We start from the raw sequence: 16,848 nt of genomic DNA, 5'->3' as shown, positions 1-16,848 counted from the left end.
AAAGCACGCTTTCAGTGAGTTACTCGTCAGGCCGCTGCCGGGTGCTCGGTGTCCGGTGAGTCGTCACCGGACTTCTTGTCGGTGTCCCGCTTCGTGCCGGTGCTGGGCTTGGTGTTGTGATCCGGCTTGTCGGCGTCGATCCTCGTTGCGCCGTCACGGTCCTTCGTGATCTCGCCACGGTCCTTGGTGACCTCACCACGGTCCTTGGTGATCTCACCACGGTCCTTGGTGACCTCGCCACGATCCTTGGTGACCTCGGCCGCGCCGTCATTCTCGTCCTCCACGACGTGCTCGTCGTGCTTCGCAGTGTCCTGCGGCAGTGTGGACTCCTCGGGCTGAGCGTTATCGACAACGGTGCCCTCGGTCATCACATTCGTCTTCCCGACGACGGTCTGACCATCGGTCGAGTGCGGTTCCTCGGTCTCAGCCTGCACCACATCGTGCGGGCCGGATTCCTGGTCTTCGCCCTGCCCTCGGCCTTTGGTCAGCTCGACCGACGTCTGTTCATTCCCTGTCAGCTGAGCGTTGGCACGCATCGTCGCATTGATCGTCGACGTCGACCCTGTCATGTTGGGCGCAAGGGCACCGGCGCCGACTCCGAGGTCTGCAAGGAATGCCTGAACGCCTTGCCCTGCCGCGGCAGCGAGATTCATCCCGACGCCGATCCAATTCTGGAAGGGGTTGAACGGCAACGGTGATAGGAACCTGACCTGGCTCGGATCGCCGCTCCAGTCGTATCCGAGATCGGCGATCACCTTCAGCACCGGCGCGGACAGGTCGACGAACGGTTTCACCAGCGGCTTCAGAACGGCCGGCGTAATCCCCATAACGAGGTTCGTCAATGGCAAGCTCCTTGCCGGAATCATCACGTAGGTGTTGCCGTACTGATCGACGCGACAGTTCCCCGGATGATCACCGCAATCCAATTGATCCTCGAGCTCTGTCGGCGAGTACCCATAGGCCAGAGATGAGCCTTCGTCTGCGAGGTAGAAACCATGAACGGTCAGCAACGCGGCTACCGCATTGAGCACGGCGACCGGGTTGCCCCAATAGAGGGGTGAATAGACGACCGGATCGTATTGATAACCGACGGTATAGAACTTGCCCTCCAATTCGGGAATGTCGACCGGCATCGGCGGGCGTGGCGTGAGGTTGAGAATCGGAATGTAGGGAATGAAGCTGAGGCGCGACCACACCCCGCCATCGGGGTTCATGATGTTGCCGATCGTCACCACTTTGTTGATCTTGGCCAACAGATCAGGGGTGTACCTGATGTTGGCGAGCTCCGTGGAAACGACAGCACCACCCTGCGAATACCCGAAGACCACGACTTCACCCGATCCTGATGCGGACGGGGCGGGCGCCGCTCTCAACGCCTTATCCAGGTTCGCCACGCCGGTGCCCACGGATGCGTTCCAGGTGTCGCACGACAGCCCTGGACACCAACCGGGGAGGGGAACGGGCCAGAACGTCGCTGGGTAGTCGATCCCGAGCAGGCCTGGGTTCGCCGGGTTCCCCGTGGTGTTGACCGGGCAATTACTAGTGCCAGTGTTGCTGCACGCCGTTCCGTTCATGTAGTAGTCGCGGGCATGCTCCAAATAATCAGGAATGATGTTGGCGTTGGGAGTGCCGGTGCCCGGCACGATCAACGCCGTGGCCCCCAGTGCAAGGGCCGACACGAATGCCGAGGCGAAGCCGAGAAGGAATGTTGTCAGCAGTGAGACGAATACCAGAACAATTGCCCGCGACGTTTTCCGCATTTGCTAACGATCACACGACAATTAGCCGCGCGAAGGTAGAACACGAAACTTTTCTGGACAGGAATTGTCAATATGTGGGGGTACCGGCCCCTACGTAGGTCCCGGTGCGCCTAGACCGTCATCTCGCCCATCTCGGACCAGCCCGTCGCGTCGATGGTCTGGCTGATGATCAGCGGGGTCGACGACAGCAGCGCCGGGGTTTCGGCGATGAACTTCTTGAAGTGTTCGGCGGTGACATGCTCCTTTCCGGCGTCTCCATCGCGGAATCCTTCCACCAGAACGTATTCCGACGGATCGTCCAGGCTCCGCGACCATTCGAACCACATGTTGCCCGGCTCGTTGCGGGTGGCGGCGGTGAACTCGGCTGTCAGCTCGGGGAACCTCTCGACGTACTCCGGCTTCGGCCTGAACTTGACGACGATAAAGATCACTGGGCTCTCCTCTAGGGGGTTAGAATCGCTCGACCGCGGACATTGCCGTTGTCGAGATCGGTGATGGCGGACTGGAAGTCATCGAGTGCGTATTTCTGGGTGTGTAGGTTGACCGCGCCGCGTGCGGCCAGCGCCATCAGATCGCACAGGTCGTTGTAGGACCCGACCAGGTTGCCGATGAAGTTGATCTCGGTGGAGATGATGTCGATCGTCGGCACGTTGATGTTCTCGCCGTAGCCGACGACGTGGTAGTCGCCGGCGCGGCGCAGCATCGCCACCCCTTCGGAGGTGGCCCCGCCCTCGCCGACGAAGTCGACGACGGTCTCGGCTCCGTTCCCACCCGTCAGCGACAACACCTGATCGACCACCGACGAGCGCTCGGGCGAGGAGCCGACAACCTGGGTGTCGTCGGCGACCACGGTGTGGTCGGCGCCGATCGATTCGGCCAGCTTGAGCGCCTCCGGATTGCGGTCGACGACGATCAGCTCGGCAGGCGAAAGGGCCTTCAGCACCTGAATACCGATGTGGCCCAGCCCGCCGGCACCGATGATCACGCAGCGGTCCCGCGGGGTGAGACGCCGGGCCGCCTTGGCCGCAGCGTGATACGCCGTGAGACCGGCGTCAGCGAGTGCGGCGACGTCGGCCGGCTCCAGCGACTCGTCGATCCTGACCACACTGCGTGCCGACGTCTTGAGGTACTCGGCATACCCACCGTCGCTGTCGATACCCGGGAACGCGTTGGCCTCGCAATGCACGTCGTCGCCGGAGCGGCAGGCCCGACACAGCCCGCAGGTGATCAACGGGTGCACGATCACCTTGTCGCCTTCGCCGACATTGGTCACCGCGGAGCCGACTGCAGATACCCAGCCGGCGTTCTCGTGCCCGATCGTGTACGGCAGCTGCAAGTCTGGGTTCTTCTCGGCCCACTGGCCTTCGAGGATGTGCAGGTCGGTGCGGCATACGCCGGCGCCGCCGATCTTGACGACCACGTCGAACGGTCCCGTCGGCGTGGGTATCGGCACCTCCGCCATCTCGAGGTGCTGGTGGTAGCCGACGACCTGGACGGCTCGCATGGTGCTCATGACTGGGTTTCCTTTCCGACGAGTGTGAGCTGTTGCTGTTCGGTGTCGGGGTAGCGGGTGCGGAGCAGACCGCGGCAGAAGTGCGCGTTGCCGTCGATGGAGATCCGCGTTGACCGCGCGCGGCGCAGCGCCAGTGGCACATCATCGGCGGCGCATCCCTCACCACGGTGGTCTACCATCACCAACGCGTCGCCGTCGATCGACAATCCGATGGCGCAGCGCCGGCGCAACAACGCCCTGGTGGCATCGTCATAGGGCAGCTCACGCAAGACCACCCGCCCCAGTGAGGTCACCTCCCGCCCGGGATCGGCACGCAGCAACGCCGTCAGGCAGCGTTCCATCGCCGCCATGTGCGCCTTGCGCAGGAACGCCATCCGAAGTTCGTCGAGGTCCTCCTCGGCCTCGTGGCCGAAGGTTCCGCGATAGCCGGCGTCGGCGGCCAGACCGGCGTTGATGATGTCCGAGTCGTGGTGGTCGTCGAGCTCGACGACCACGTCGTGCGTCCAATCGAGTGCCACCAGAACATCTTTGGCGTCCGACACCATCAGGTAGGCGAAGTTGGGTGCGCAGAACGACGTCGGCAGCCGGAGGTGGACCTCGACGTCGCGGCCGCCGGTGACCACCACCGAGTGCACGAATCCCAGCTCGGTGATCGGTTCGTCGAGTTCGGGGTCGATGACGGCGTCGAGCGCGCGGCGTACGGTGTCCTCTCTGTCCTCGGTGACCTGCCGCATCTCAGGCTCCGACCAGATGGTCGGCGTTCTCCGCCGTGTTGTCCGCGCCGCGCGGGCCGACCGCGGGCTCGTCCGCGTCGGCCAGCTGCAGGTCGGCCGGCACCGGGATGTCGTACATCTTGGCCGCGTTGAGCCCCAGAATCTTCTTCTTCTGCTCGGTGGTGATCGGCGCGTACTCGCCCAGCTCGTCGGGAATCTGGAAGTCGACGAACGCCTCGACCAGCCAGCGTGGTGTCCAGATCGCGTAGTCCGACGCGAACTGAATGCGGTCCTCCCCGATCCAGTAGAGCAGTTCACCGACGATCTGAGCGAAGTACTTCGGCCGGGTGTGGATGAACGGCATCGCGACGGCGAGGCCCGCATGGACGTTGGGTTCCTGGGTGGCGATCCAGCAGAAGTCCTCCAACCGCGGCAGCCCGCAGTGCTCGACGATGAAGTTCAGATCCGTGAAGTCGGACGCCACGTGGTCCACGTCGGCGACGTCGAACGCGTCGCGGTCCAGCGGCCGGATGGTCGGGCCCTTGTGCACGTGGATGTTGCGGATGCCGAGCTCGCGGCACGCCTCGAAATACCGGTACGCCCACGGATCATCGAGCCGCCAGCCGCGGGAGTCGCCGTGCCATTCGGCGGTATAGAGCTTCAGGCCTTTCAGCCCGAACCGCTTCGCATCCTGGCGCAGCTGATCGAGCCCGGCCTCACCGTTGCGCGGGTCGAAGTTGTGGTTGTAGGTCAGCTTGTCGGGGTGCGCGGCGGCGAGCGCGGACGCCTCGTCGGTCTGGCCGAATCCCTTGTAGTAGAACTCGCCGAGTGCGGCAGGCTGGAAGATCGCGTGATCGACGTAGCCGTCCTCGAACAGGTCCTTCATCAGCCGCTCGCCACCCTGATAGAGGTAGTCCTCGTACTCCCAGACCTCGGCTTCGGGTGACAGGTTGCGGTGGTAGTCGTAGAAGCAGTCGATGAACTGCTTGCCGTGGACGTTGCGCTGATTCTCCGGACGAGCGTCCCAGAGTGCGACGTGGGCGTCGACGATGAAATAGCTGGTGTCGTCCTTGCGGTACATGCCGGTTCTCCCATGTTCAGTCCTTGGTGTGAGGGCTGTCACACCAACTGACCGGAGCCTATGGCCGCGCGGCGGCCCAGCCGAGGCCGCGACCGTCTCAATCTGAGACGGGGACTGCTTGTAACGTGGGTCACAGTGACCAACGAATTGCCGGATCGAGTGAAACGGCAGCAGCTGCAGAACCGCGAGGCGGAGGGCGTGCCTCGCCGCTTGTTGGCGTCCTGGCAGCGCAGCGAGGAATACGGCGTTCCGCTGGAGAGCGTCGAGCCCGCCTTCACCGGTACCGACGATCTCGGCTCGCTGTTCTTTCAATGCGGCAACGAAGTATTGCTGGACCTGCACCGCACGCTGGCCAACGAGCCGGTCAGCATGATGCTCACCGACGCCGACGGCGTGGTGCTCAGTCGGATGAGCGGCGACCACAGCCTTCTGGCGGCACTGGACGATGTGCACCTGGCCCCGGGATTCGCCTATTCCGAGCGGGAGGTGGGGACCAACGGGCTGGGGTTGGCGCTGGCCGATCGCGCGCCGACGCTGGTGCGTGCCGACCAGCACTACGCGTTGAGCCTGTGCACCTTCACCTGCGCCGCCGTGCCGGTGCTCGAGGCGACGACGGGACGCCTGGAAGGCTGCGTGAACCTCACCACCTGGTCGCAGTCGTCCAGCGATCTGCTGCTCGCGCTGGCGCGGTCGGCGGCGAGCAACACCTCCGCGCTGATGCTGGCCCGATCCAACGGCCGGCGACCCCGGTCGACACCGCGGGGCCAGGTGTTCCGCGTCGAGGTTCCGCGGCTGGAACCCGGTGCGGGAACGCTGCATTCGCTGTCGGAATCCTGGAACGCCACGGTGCGCCGTACCGAGCGGGCGTTCGCCGACGGCAGGGTCGTCGCCGCTATCGGCGAGCCGGGCGCCGGGCGGTCGACGATGCTCGCCCAGGCCGCGCGGCACATCTACCCGCACGATCGCATCCTGTCGGCGAGCACGCCCGCACCGTCGGACCTGGAGACCTGGCTTGGCCTGTGGACACCCGAGCTGGGCAAGTCCCACACCGCGGTCGTCGTTCGCGATGTGGACATGCTGCCCGCCTGGGCCGCCGACCAACTGCGGGACCTGGTGATCCGTTCGGGTGGCGCGTCGGCAGTGCCCTTCGCGCTGACAGCCGAACGGTTCGAGGACATCCCGCCGTCACTGGCAGCACTGGTCGACACCGTGGTCGAGGTATCGCCGCTGCGCGACCGGTCCGACGACGTACTGCCGCTGGCCGCCCACATCGCCAGGCGGGCGCGCGGTCGCGACGTGATGTTCACCGCCGCCGCGTCGCGGGCGTTACTCGGCTACGGCTGGCCGGGCAACGTCGAACAGCTGTCCCGCGTCGTGTCGCAGGCCGCCAACCGCGCCGACATCGTCGACGTCGGCAGCCTGCCGTCCGAGATTCTCGCCGGCAGCACACGTCACCTGTCCCGGATCGAAACGTTCGAGCGCGGCGAGATCATCAGGGTGCTCTCGGCCGGCGGGATCACCATGCACGACGCCGCGCGAGAACTCGGGATGAGCCGGGCGACGCTGTACCGCAAGATCGGTCAGTACGGCATCCGGATGCCGAAAGACGGTGTGCGCTAGCGGCGATCGTGGGGCGCTCACTGATCATCGTCGTTCTGCAGGACCGCGAACGGTGCGGTCGGCACCTCGGCGACGGCCATCTTCGCGGCCGAGTCGGTGGGGATGACATCGCGGGCCAGCGCCGCAAGCGCACGGTTGGTGCCGACGTCGTGGCCCGCCTTCTCGCTCAGTAACCACCGCACCTCCAGCAGATCGCAGTAGGCCTGGATGGCCGTACCGGTGTGATGTACCGCTTCGTGTGCCAACTGCTCGTACGGGGTCAGCACCTCCATGACCCACAGCCGGGCGGCCGTCCGCTCGTCGACGTCGTGCCCAACCTCCCGGCACAGCTGCGCCTGATACGCGCGTAGATCACCGAGCAAAATTTGGGCCTGCCCCTCGCCGACGTCGAGGCCGGTGAGCTCCTGCAGGTGCTGTGCGTGGTAGCGCCGATCACCCACGGCGACGCGAAGTTTGAGTCGGCTCGGGTCCGCGCTGTCCGGTTGCAGCGACAGTTCGTCGACGGCGAAGCCGAGTTCGTTGAGTCGCCGGATGGTCGCTTCGACGCGGTAGCGATCGCTGAACCCGAACACCGACTCGGCGTGCAGCACCTCCCAGAGGGTGTCGTAGCGGACCTGAACCTGTTCGGCTTCGGCGATCAGGGTGGTGTGCATCTCCTCCGGTAGCCCGAGCCGCTCGGCGAGGTCGACCAAGCCTTCCGCCACGTTCTCCACCAGGATCTCGAGGTCGTGTCTGCGCTGCCCACGGCTCAGCGTCGGGTGCACCTCGGACGTCTCGGCGTCGACCAGCCAGGCCTGAAGAAGCTGCCCGTCCCGCGAGAACAAGGTGTTCGCCAACGAACAGTCGCCCCAGAAGACGCCGTGCCGGTGGAGTTCCACCAGCAGGCCCGCCATCGCGTCCAGCAGGCGTGCGCGGTGGGTCGGCTCGTCGGGCGGCAGACGCATGAACAGCCTGCGGTACTGCCACGATCCCTCGAGGTAGCGGGTGACCAGGATCGCGGTTTCGAACTCGGGCTGCAGAACCAGACCCGCCGGACGCACCGCGGGCAACCCCATGTCCTCGAGGCGCCGCAGCACGTCGTACTCCTTGATCGCCACCCGCGGCGGCATGTCCTTGACCGCCCACAACTGCTCGTCGGCGTCGACGAACTTCACCAGATGGCGGCTCATCCCCACAGCGATGTCGCGCAATGGCACGTCAGGGACCACCCACTCCGACAACGGCCGGTCCCACGGCAAGCCGACGAGGCCGGGCGTCGGTGCGCGGAGCCGAAACTCCGGCGCGTGCATATCAGTTCAGGCGTTCGCCAGTCTGCGGGTGGAACAGGTGCACCACGCCTTCGGGATGCCTGCGCAACCGCACCGTGTCGGCCAACTTCGGCGCCGTGCGCGGATTGCACCGTGCCACCAGCTCGACACCCGAACCCGCGTGCGTGTAGACGAAGGCCTCGCTGCCGAGGTCCTCGACCAGGTCGACGACGACCTCCACGCCACCGGAGTCGGTCAGCTCGAGTTGCTCGGGCCGGATCCCGAAGGTGACCTCCGACAGGCCCGCCTCGTTCAGCTTGGTCAGATTGTCGCGCTCGAGTTCCAGTGTCGAGTCACCGATCTTGACGCCGTCCGGCGCGACCGGCAGCGTCACCAGGTTCATCGCGGGCGATCCGATGAAACCGGCGACGAACGCATTGGCCGGCCTGTCGTAGAGCTCGTTGGGCGCGGCGAACTGCTGCAGCTTCCCGAAGCGCAGCACGGCCACCCGGTCGCCCATCGTCATGGCCTCGACCTGATCGTGGGTGACGTAGACGGTGGTGGTGCCGAGGCGGCGCTGCAACGCCGCGATCTGGGTGCGGGTCTGCACGCGCAACTTCGCATCCAGGTTCGACAGCGGCTCGTCCATGCAGAACACCTGCGGCTCGCGCACGATCGCGCGGCCCATGGCGACGCGCTGACGCTGACCACCGGACAGCTTGGCGGGCTTGCGGTCCAGGTGTTCGGTCAGGTCGAGTACCTTGGCGGCCTCCTCGACCTTCTTGCGTCGCTCGTCGGCCGACACCCCACGCAACTTCAGTGCGAAGCCCATGTTCTCGGCGACCGTCTTGTTGGGGTAGAGCGCGTAGTTCTGGAACACCATCGCGATGTCACGGTCCTTCGACGGCACGCCCGTCATGTTCTTCCCGCCGATCTCGATGCTGCCCTCGTCGATGTCCTCAAGGCCGGCCAGCATGCGCAGCGCGGTGCTCTTGCCGGATCCGGACGGGCCCACCAAGACGACGAACTCGCCGTCCTGGATGTCGAGGTTGAGGTTGTCGACGGCGAGTTTGTCCGAACCTTCGTAGATGCAGGAGGCGTTCTTGTAGGTAATCGATGCCATGTCTGGATTCTCCTTGTCAGGTAAGGGAAGTGGGAGGGTTACTTGATCGCGCCGAACGAAAGTCCGCGCACCAGTTTGTTCTGGGCGAACCACCCGCACAGGATCACGGGCAGTGCGGCCATGGTTGCGGCCGCCGACAGCACGGCCCAGTACTGACCCTCACCGGCGATGAAACCGACGAGGTACACCGGCATGGTCTGAGCGTTCACCGCGGTCAAGTTCACCGCGAGGAAGAACTCGTTCCAGGCAAAGATGACGCAGATCAAGGCGGTCGCTGCGATGCCCGGCGAGACCAGCGGCAGGATCACTTCTCGCACCGACCTCCACAGACTGGCTCCGTCCAAGCTGGCGGCCTCGAGGAGTTCGCCTGGCACTTCGAGGAAGAAGGACCGCATCATCCAGATTGCGATCGGCAGGTTCATCGACGTGTAGAGGACGACCAGCGCCCAGATGTTATCCAGCAGACCGAGGTTGGACACGATCACGTACAGCGGCAGGATCGCCGCGACGACGGGCAACATCTTCGTGCTCATGAAGAAGAACAGCGCATCCGACGTCTTGCGGACGGGTCGCAGCGACAACGCGAACGCGGCGGGCACGCCCAGCAGTAGCACCAGAATCGTCGACATGCCGGTGGCGAACACCGAGTTCAACATCGCAGGCCCGATGCCCTGATCGAAGACTGCGGCGTACTGATCGAGCGTCGGAGCGAAGAACAGCTTCGGCGGATTGGTTGCCGCGTCACTCTCCTGCTTGAACGACGTCAGGACCATCCAGAACACCGGGAAGAAGAACCCGAGGCCGACGAGCCAGGCCACCACTCCCCACGGGCTGAACTTCTTCGACTTCTTCTTGTGGACCGGAACGGCATCACTTGTCGCTGTTGTTTTTTCGGCAGTAGTAGTCATGTCTAGGCCGCCTCTTCCTTGCCGCTGAACGATTTGAAGATCAACCGCAGCGCAAAGCTGGCGATGATCATCGTGAAGATGACGACCACCACGCCCATGGCCGCCGCCTGCCCCATGTCGAAGCCGAGGAACGCACGCTGGTAGATGTAGAACGGCAGGTTCGCACTGGCGACGCCCGGGCCGCCCTGGGTCATCATGAAGATCGCGTCGAACGTGTTGACCAGGTAGATCGCACCCAGCACCACTCCCAGTTCGATGAAGCGGCGGAGGTGGGGCAGCGTCAACTCCCGGAAGAGTTGAAACGCGCCGGCCCCGTCGACTCGGCCGGCTTCCAGTTGGTCCCGGGGCATCGATGTGAGGCCGGCCAGGATCAGCAGCATCATGAACGGGGTCCACTGCCAGATCAGCTCGACCATCACCATCGTCAGCGGGAACTGGCCGATCCAGTCCACGGGACCGATGCCCACCAGCGACAGCAGCCAATTCAAGATGCCGTTGGTGGGATCGAGAATCGTGGTCTTCCAGACCAGCGCTCCCGCAACGGGTGTGATCAGGAAGGGCGTGATCAGCAGCGTCCGGATCACCCCGCGGCCAAGGAATGCCCGATCCAGCAGCAGGGCCAGCAACAAGCCGAGCAGGGCCGAGACGAGCACGACGACGACGATCAGGATGACCGTGTTCAGGGCCACCGACCAGAACTGGCTGTCCTGGACCACCGCGACGTAGTTGTTCAGGCCCACGAATTGCCGTGACCCAGGGCGAACCAGGTTCCAGGACAACGTCGAGTAGTACAGCGTGAACAGGAACGGCACCTGCGTCACGGCGATCATGAAGATCAGCGCGGGCAGCAGCGGTCCACGCCTGCGCCAGCCCTCGGCGCGGCTTACGCCGGTGTCCTGGGCTTCCCGGATCTTGCGGACCCGTTCGGCCACTGCCTCCCGACTGGCGTCTGACTCGGTATCAACAGTTAGAGTCATCACTTCTCCTGGTAGCTCTTGCCGACGACCTCGGCGTATTGCTGTGCTTGGTCCATCGCGGCATCGACGGACTTTTGGCCGGCGATGGCCGCGCTGATCTGCTGGCTCACCCGCGTGCCCAGATCCTGGAACTCGGGAATCCCGACGAACTGCACGCCCGTGTACGGAACCGGTTGAACCGTCGGCTTGTTCGGGGTCGCGTTCTTGATCGACTCCAGAGTCAGCGGCCCATACGACTTCGAGATCGCCTGGTACTCCGGCAGGTCGGTATAGGTGGAGGTACGGCTGCCCGGTGGGACTCGAGCCCAGCCGAGCTTCTCGCCGACCAGTTTCATGTAGTCCTTGCTGGTCATCCAGGAGATGAACTTCCAGGCGCCGTCGGGGTTCTTGGCTCCCTTCGGGATGCCCAGCGACCAGGTGTAGAGCCAGCCCGAATTGGGCTTCTCGGCGATCGGCGCGGGCAGATAACCGATCTTGCCGACCAGATCCGGGTAGGTCTTGGGATCCTCGAGCACCGAGACCGCCGACGTCGCGTCGTACCACATCGCCGTCTGACCCTGACCGAACAAGTTGGCGCACTCTTGGAAACCCGTTGAGGATGCACCCAACTCGCCGGATTTCTCAATGGTGTCGACGTAGAAGTTGACCGCCTTCTTGACTTCCGGGCTGTCGAGTTGCGCGTTCCACTGGTCGTCGAACCAGCGACCGCCGAAGGTGTTGATCACCGTGTCCAAGGGGGCCAGCACCTCGCCCCACCCCGGCTTGCCGCGCAGGCAGATGCCGGCCCGGTCATCGGTCTTCAATTGATCCGCCCACCCCGCGACTTCTTGCCACGTAGGCTGATAGTTCGGATCCTGGTTGACCTTGATGCCGGCCTGCTCGAACATGTCCTTGCGGTACATCAGGAACGACGACTCGCCGTAGAACGGGACCGAGTACATGTTGCCCTCGTACGACAACGAGTCTCGCAGCGACGGGATGAAGTCGTTCTCGTCGTAACCCGGCGTGTTCTTGGCGTAGTCCGAAAGGTTCAGCAGCCAGCCATCCTTCGCCCACTGCGGGGTCTCGAAGTTGCTGATCATCACGACGTCGAACTGACTGCCGCCCATCGCGGTCGACATCGTGATCTTAGCTCGCGCCTGGTTCTCCGACAGCGAAATGAACTTCAGCTTGGTGCCGGGATTCTCCTTCTCGAACTCCGACGACAACTTCTGGGCGTCCGTCATCTGCGAGTTGGACACCAGGGCGATGGTCACCTCGTTCGCCGATGACCCCAGGCTGCCCGCGCCGGCGCACCCGGATGTGACGACGAGCCCCGCGGCCGCGGCGCACCACGCTAGTTTTCTGAGCACTTTCACGTTCGTCTTACCTCTCATTGCGTCAACAGCCAACGGGCACAATCGATGTCGCACACCAACAACTTGGCGAGCTTGCCACGCAGCGCGCCGAGTGTGGCGCGGTGCTTGGCGACTCCACTGGAGATCAGGATGGTCTTCTCACAGGCCTGAACGTCTTCGAGCGGAACCGAGACCGCCCGCTGCTGCAGCTCGGTCTCGACGGGCGTGCCATGGGCATCGAAGAACCGGCCACCGATCTCCCCCACCGCACCGAGGGAGACGAGCTCGTCGAGCATTTTGGTGTCCAGGAAGCTCCCTTCGAACAGCGTGGTCGAGGTCGAAGCGGCACCGACCCCGAAGAGCATGATGTCGGCGCGCCTGCCGGCCTCCAACGTGCGTGAGATCACCGAGTCACTGCGCATCGACACCACCGTGGACGGGTCCGCGTAGAGCGGGGCGGGCAGCCGGATCGCAGTGGCACGCAGCACGTCGGCGCACCGGCTGAGGATGAACTCGGTGCCCGTTTGGTATGCGGCGGTCGACATGGCGCCGTCGAGTTGCACCACGGCCCGACAGTTGGCGACGCCGGGCGTCAGCGCGGCAGCGACCGCCACCTGTTCGGGTCCCCACGTGAAACCCATGACGTCGCCGGGGGCGAGCCGGCGCATCAGCAGCGCCGCGGCGGCCCGTCCCACGCTCGCAAAGACGGCGGGCCGGCCGGGTGCGCCGATATCGACGCCGTGCCCGGCGACCACGGCCTCGGTCAGGCCGAACCGGTGTTCGAGTTCACGCTCCTCGTCGGCGTGCAGATCGTCGCGCATGTCCGGCGGCACGACGACGTCGATGCGAACCAGTCCCTTGGCCTTGGCGCGGGCGATGAGCCGGCCGGCGGTCGGTCGCGAGACGCCGAGCCGGGATGCGATCTCCGCTTGGGTGAGGCCGTCGAGATAATAGAGCGTCGCGGCGCGCAAGGCGAGCCGCAGGTCTTCGGGGGTGGATCGGCGATCGCGCGATGACGCCACAGGCCGGCCCCCGATCGTGCCGGCAACCTCTCCGTTCGACGTCGGAATTGTCACTGTGCCCCGCCCCGTTCCGCGTTTTTCTGTGAGCATCTGCTCATGTATGCGAGTAGATGCTCATCACGTTAACATGGACAGTGTGACGCACACAACACTTTCGCCAGGTACCCATATCGGGGACGCCGTACTCATCGAGCCAGGTCGGATCGGGTACTGCAGCACCCACACGCCGAGTAGCGTCAAGACAGTGGTGACGGTGCGATGAAGCTCAACGACGCGAATCTCGCCCAGATCCCGATTGCCAAGCCGAGTTACGACCGCAGCAAGATCGGCATCGGCATCGTGCATTTTGGGGTGGGCGGCTTCCATCGCGCGCATCAGGCGATGTACGTCGATCGGCTCCTCGAGGCCGGCCAAGCCGAGGACTGGGGCATCTGCGGCGTCGGCGTCATGCCGAGCGACCGCAAGATGGCCGACGTGATGCAAGCTCAGGACTGTCTGTACACACTGCTGCTGGAGAACCCGGACGGCACCCGCGATGCCCGGGTGATCGGTTCCATCGTCGACTATCGCTTCGCGCCCGACGACCCCGAGACGGTCATCGAACTCCTGGCCGCACCGACCACCCGTATCGTGTCGCTGACCATCACCGAGGGCGGCTACAGCATCGACAGCGCCTCCGAAGAGGTCAACGTTTTCGGCCTGGTCGCCGAGGCGCTCGCGCGCCGGCGTGACCGCGGCGTCGCGTCCCCGACGATCGTGTCTTGCGACAACATCGAGGGCAACGGCGACGTGGCCCGCCAGGCGTTCACCACCTACGCCGACCGGATGCATCCGGGCCTCGGGGACTGGATGCGCGAACACACCCGGTTCCCCAACTCGATGGTCGATCGCATCACCCCGGTCACCACACCCGAGGTGATCGCGGCGCTGGAAAGTGAATTCGGCGTCGAGGATCAATGGCCGGTGGCGGCGGAGCCGTTCACGTCGTGGGTTCTCGAGGACGACTTCTCCGACGGGCGGCCGGCATTCGAGGATGCCGACGTGCTGCTGGTCGACGATGTGACGCCGTACGAGCTGATGAAACTGCGGCTCCTCAACGCCAGCCATCAGGGCCTGTGCTATTTCGCCTATCTGGCCGGTTATCGCCTTGTCCACGATGCGGCCGCCGACCCGCTGTTCGCCGAGTTCCTGCTCAGGTACATGGATGAGGAAGCGACCCCGACCCTGAAGCCGGTGCCCGGCATCGATCTGCCTGACTACAAGCGGACCCTCATCGAGCGGTTCGCCAACCCCGGCGTCAAGGACACCGTCGTGCGTCTGTGTTTCGGTTCCTCGGACCGGATCCCGAAGTGGCTGTTGCCCGTGATCCGGGAGAACCTGAAGACCGGTGCGCCGCTTCGGCTCTCGACGGCGACCGTCGCGAGCTGGGCGCGCTATGCCGAAGGCGTCGACGAACAGGGCGAGCCGATCGATGTACAGGATCAGCTCGCGGACACACTGGTGCCGCTGGCCCGCGAGCAGCACGACAATCCGACGGCGTTCATCGAGAACACCGATGTCTTCGGTGACCTTGCGCAGCAGCCGAGGTTCCTCGAGGCCTATCTATGGGCGCTCGAGTCGCTGCACCGCGACGGTGCGCGAGCGACGCTGGAAGCCCTGCTGCATAAGGAGACGACATGAGCGCACCCGGCACACCGCTGCGGGCCCTGGTGATCGGCGAGGCGCTGATCGACATCGTCGAGCGCGACGGCGAGATAATTGGCGAGCACGTCGGCGGCAGCCCGCTCAACGTGGCCGTGGGTCTGTCCCGGCTGGGCCGGGACGTCGACTTCCTCACCTACATCGGCACCGATCGGCGCGGACAGCGCATCGTCGAGTATGTGGAGCAGTCTGGTGTGCAACTGGTCTCGGGCAGCACCTCGGCCGAGCGCACACCGACCGCGCTGGCCACGCTGGACGCCGCGGGCTCTGCCCAGTACGTGTTCGATATCGAGTGGCAGCTGTCCGGGACTCCGGAGGTCACCCCACCACTGGTCGTCCACACCGGCTCCATCGCCACCGTGCTCGAGCCGGGCTGCCGGGCCACGGCCGCCTTGCTCGACACCTACCACCCGTCGGCGACCGTGACCTACGACCCGAACGTCCGCCCCGTGCTGATGGAGGATGCCGACATCGGACGCGGGCGCATCGACAGGTTGATCGAGCGCAGCGATGTGGTGAAGGCCAGCGACGAGGACATGCGCTGGATCGACCCGAACCGCTCGCCCGAACAGATCGCACAGGCCTGGCTGGGATTGGGTCCTTCGATCGTCGCGGTGACCATGGGCGGCAACGGCGCGTACGCGGTGTGCGCCGCCGGCGAGGTGCGGGTGCCTGCACCGCGGGTGAATGTGGTGGACACGGTCGGCGCGGGCGACTCGTTCATGAGCGGCTTGATCGACGCACTGTGGTCGCTCGATCTTCTGGGCGCCGAACGGCGGCCTGCGCTGGCCGCCGTCGGCGTCGACGCGCTGACCGACGTTTTGCGGACGGCCGCGCTGTCGTCGGCGCTGACGGTTTCCCGCGCGGGTGCCGACCTGCCCGATCGCGCCACCCGCGACGCCGCCCAGCAATCAGCCATACTGGGCTGATGCGTTCCATATGGAAAGGTTCGATCGCCTTTGGCCTGGTGAACGTGCCGGTCAAGGTCTATAGCGCAACCGAAGACCACGACATCAAGTTTCACCAGGTGCACGCCAAGGACAACGGGCGCATCCGGTACAAGCGGGTTTGCGAGGTCTGCGGCGAGGTGGTCGAGTACCGCGACATCGCGAAGGCCTACGAGTCCGATGACGGCCAGACGGTGGTCATCACCGACGAGGACATCGCAACCCTGCCCGAGGAACGCAGTCGCGAGATCGAAGTCCTGGAGTTCGTTCCCAGGAGCGAGATCGATCCGATGATGTACGACAAGAGCTACTTCCTGGAGCCCGACGGTAAGTCGTCGAAGTCCTATGTGCTGCTGACCAAGACACTCAAGGAGACCGACCGCGTCGCTATCGTGCACTTCGCGCTGCGCAACAAGACCCGGCTGGCCGCATTGCGCGTGCAGGACTTTTCCAAGCGCGACGTGATGATCGTCCAGACCCTGCTGTGGCCCGACGAGATCCGCGATCCCGACTTCCCGGTGCTGGACAAGGAGGTCGAGATCAAACCCGCCGAGTTGAAGATGGCCAGCCAGGTGGTGGAGTCGATGACCGACGACTTCAACCCGGACCGCTACCACGACGACTACCAGGAGCAACTGCACGAGCTGGTCCAGGCGAAACTTGAAGGCGGCGAGGCGTTTACCACCGAGGAGCAGCCAAAGGAACTCGACGAGGAGACCGAGGACGTCTCGGATCTGCTCGCCAAACTGGAGGCCAGCGTGAAGGCGCGACGCGCCGGCGGCTCGGGCGACGACAAGCCGGCCAAGAAGGCGCCGGCCAAGAAAGCCGCGACCAAGAAGGCGCCCGCGAAGAAAGCCACGAAGAAGGCCCCCGCGAAGAAAGCCGCGAAGAAGTAACGG

15 protein-coding genes are annotated in these 16,848 nt (G+C 64.9%); 4 read left to right on the top strand and 11 right to left on the bottom strand.

The features are described from left to right. Positions 1-26: 26 nt before the first annotated feature. From ACVWWN_RS12195 to ACVWWN_RS12175, 5 genes are all read right to left on the bottom strand, one after another. Entirely contained in the window at positions 27-1,760 is a 1,734-nt protein-coding gene (locus ACVWWN_RS12195; protein WP_457144122.1) for a PE-PPE domain-containing protein, read from the bottom strand. Between the two features lie 110 nt (positions 1,761-1,870). Beyond that, complete coding sequence (locus tag ACVWWN_RS12190; protein ID WP_457144121.1) at positions 1,871-2,191, bottom strand: putative quinol monooxygenase; 321 nt, start codon at positions 2,189-2,191, stop codon at positions 1,871-1,873. 11 nt (positions 2,192-2,202) lie between these two features. Next, positions 2,203-3,264, bottom strand: coding sequence for an NAD(P)-dependent alcohol dehydrogenase (locus ACVWWN_RS12185; RefSeq protein ID WP_457149101.1), 1,062 nt, complete (start codon positions 3,262-3,264; stop codon positions 2,203-2,205). 5 nt (positions 3,265-3,269) lie between these two features. After that, complete coding sequence (locus ACVWWN_RS12180; RefSeq protein WP_457144120.1) at positions 3,270-4,007, bottom strand: iron-sulfur cluster assembly protein; 738 nt, start codon at positions 4,005-4,007, stop codon at positions 3,270-3,272. Position 4,008: 1 nt separating this feature from the next. After that, on the bottom strand, positions 4,009-5,067 hold the full coding sequence (locus ACVWWN_RS12175) for an amidohydrolase family protein (RefSeq protein ID WP_457144119.1): 1,059 nt from the start codon (positions 5,065-5,067) through the stop codon (positions 4,009-4,011). A gap of 135 nt (positions 5,068-5,202) precedes the next feature. Between ACVWWN_RS12175 and ACVWWN_RS12170 the strand changes: the two genes are divergently transcribed. Then, a complete protein-coding gene (locus ACVWWN_RS12170) occupies positions 5,203-6,687 on the top strand; it encodes an AAA-type ATPase lid domain-containing protein (protein ID WP_457144118.1) in 1,485 nt (494 codons plus the stop codon). Positions 6,688-6,704: 17 nt separating this feature from the next. Here the strand turns inward: ACVWWN_RS12170 and ACVWWN_RS12165 are convergent, their stop codons facing one another. The 6 genes from ACVWWN_RS12165 to ACVWWN_RS12140 are packed head-to-tail and all read right to left on the bottom strand — an operon-like array spanning position 6,705 to position 13,355. Next, entirely contained in the window at positions 6,705-7,976 is a 1,272-nt protein-coding gene (locus ACVWWN_RS12165) for a DUF4032 domain-containing protein (protein ID WP_457144117.1), read from the bottom strand. A 1-nt stretch (position 7,977) separates the two neighbouring features. Beyond that, positions 7,978-9,057, bottom strand: coding sequence for an ABC transporter ATP-binding protein (locus tag ACVWWN_RS12160; RefSeq protein WP_457144116.1), 1,080 nt, complete (start codon positions 9,055-9,057; stop codon positions 7,978-7,980). 38 nt (positions 9,058-9,095) lie between these two features. Continuing rightward, positions 9,096-9,965: a carbohydrate ABC transporter permease gene (locus ACVWWN_RS12155; RefSeq protein WP_457144115.1), complete on the bottom strand. Its 870-nt coding sequence runs from the start codon at positions 9,963-9,965 to the stop codon at positions 9,096-9,098. Positions 9,966-9,967: 2 nt separating this feature from the next. Then, on the bottom strand, positions 9,968-10,942 hold the full coding sequence (locus ACVWWN_RS12150) for a carbohydrate ABC transporter permease (RefSeq protein ID WP_457144114.1): 975 nt from the start codon (positions 10,940-10,942) through the stop codon (positions 9,968-9,970). After that, complete coding sequence (locus ACVWWN_RS12145) at positions 10,942-12,300, bottom strand: ABC transporter substrate-binding protein (RefSeq protein ID WP_457144113.1); 1,359 nt, start codon at positions 12,298-12,300, stop codon at positions 10,942-10,944. Before ACVWWN_RS12145 ends, ACVWWN_RS12150 begins: the two co-directional genes overlap by 1 nt. Before the next feature lie 14 nt (positions 12,301-12,314). After that, positions 12,315-13,355 carry a sugar-binding transcriptional regulator gene (locus ACVWWN_RS12140; RefSeq protein ID WP_457144112.1) on the bottom strand — a complete coding sequence of 347 codons (1,041 nt, stop codon included), beginning with the start codon at positions 13,353-13,355 and terminating at the stop codon, positions 12,315-12,317. A 204-nt stretch (positions 13,356-13,559) separates the two neighbouring features. On the opposite strand from ACVWWN_RS12140, the gene ACVWWN_RS12135 reads away from it, so the two are divergent. The 3 genes from ACVWWN_RS12135 to ku are packed head-to-tail and all read left to right on the top strand — an operon-like array spanning position 13,560 to position 16,845. Next, on the top strand, positions 13,560-14,981 hold the full coding sequence (locus ACVWWN_RS12135) for a mannitol dehydrogenase family protein (protein WP_457144111.1): 1,422 nt from the start codon (positions 13,560-13,562) through the stop codon (positions 14,979-14,981). Beyond that, complete coding sequence (locus tag ACVWWN_RS12130) at positions 14,978-15,931, top strand: carbohydrate kinase family protein (RefSeq protein WP_457144110.1); 954 nt, start codon at positions 14,978-14,980, stop codon at positions 15,929-15,931. Before ACVWWN_RS12135 ends, ACVWWN_RS12130 begins: the two co-directional genes overlap by 4 nt. Further along, on the top strand, positions 15,931-16,845 hold the full coding sequence (ku, locus tag ACVWWN_RS12125; RefSeq protein WP_457144109.1) for a non-homologous end joining protein Ku: 915 nt from the start codon (positions 15,931-15,933) through the stop codon (positions 16,843-16,845). Before ACVWWN_RS12130 ends, ku begins: the two co-directional genes overlap by 1 nt. Positions 16,846-16,848 lie beyond the last annotated feature (3 nt).

It is taken from the genome of Mycobacterium sp. URHB0021 (assembly GCF_054057895.1).
The sequence above is the reverse complement of the archived record's forward strand: the minus strand, read 5'-3'. Positions and strand labels throughout refer to the sequence as shown.

Coding starts and splice junctions, on each gene's coding strand:
- ACVWWN_RS12195 (WP_457144122.1), bottom strand. CDS start 1,760: ATGCGGAAAACGTCGCGGGCAATTGTTCTGGTATTCGTCTCACTGCTG.
- ACVWWN_RS12185 (WP_457149101.1), bottom strand. CDS start 3,264: ATGCGAGCCGTCCAGGTCGTCGGCTACCACCAGCACCTCGAGATGGCG.
- ACVWWN_RS12180 (WP_457144120.1), bottom strand. CDS start 4,007: ATGCGGCAGGTCACCGAGGACAGAGAGGACACCGTACGCCGCGCGCTC.
- ACVWWN_RS12175 (WP_457144119.1), bottom strand. CDS start 5,067: ATGTACCGCAAGGACGACACCAGCTATTTCATCGTCGACGCCCACGTC.
- ACVWWN_RS12165 (WP_457144117.1), bottom strand. CDS start 7,976: ATGCACGCGCCGGAGTTTCGGCTCCGCGCACCGACGCCCGGCCTCGTC.
- ACVWWN_RS12160 (WP_457144116.1), bottom strand. CDS start 9,057: ATGGCATCGATTACCTACAAGAACGCCTCCTGCATCTACGAAGGTTCG.
- ACVWWN_RS12155 (WP_457144115.1), bottom strand. CDS start 9,965: ATGACTACTACTGCCGAAAAAACAACAGCGACAAGTGATGCCGTTCCG.
- ACVWWN_RS12150 (WP_457144114.1), bottom strand. CDS start 10,942: ATGACTCTAACTGTTGATACCGAGTCAGACGCCAGTCGGGAGGCAGTG.
- ACVWWN_RS12135 (WP_457144111.1), top strand. CDS start 13,560: ATGAAGCTCAACGACGCGAATCTCGCCCAGATCCCGATTGCCAAGCCG.
- ACVWWN_RS12130 (WP_457144110.1), top strand. CDS start 14,978: ATGAGCGCACCCGGCACACCGCTGCGGGCCCTGGTGATCGGCGAGGCG.
- ku (WP_457144109.1), top strand. CDS start 15,931: ATGCGTTCCATATGGAAAGGTTCGATCGCCTTTGGCCTGGTGAACGTG.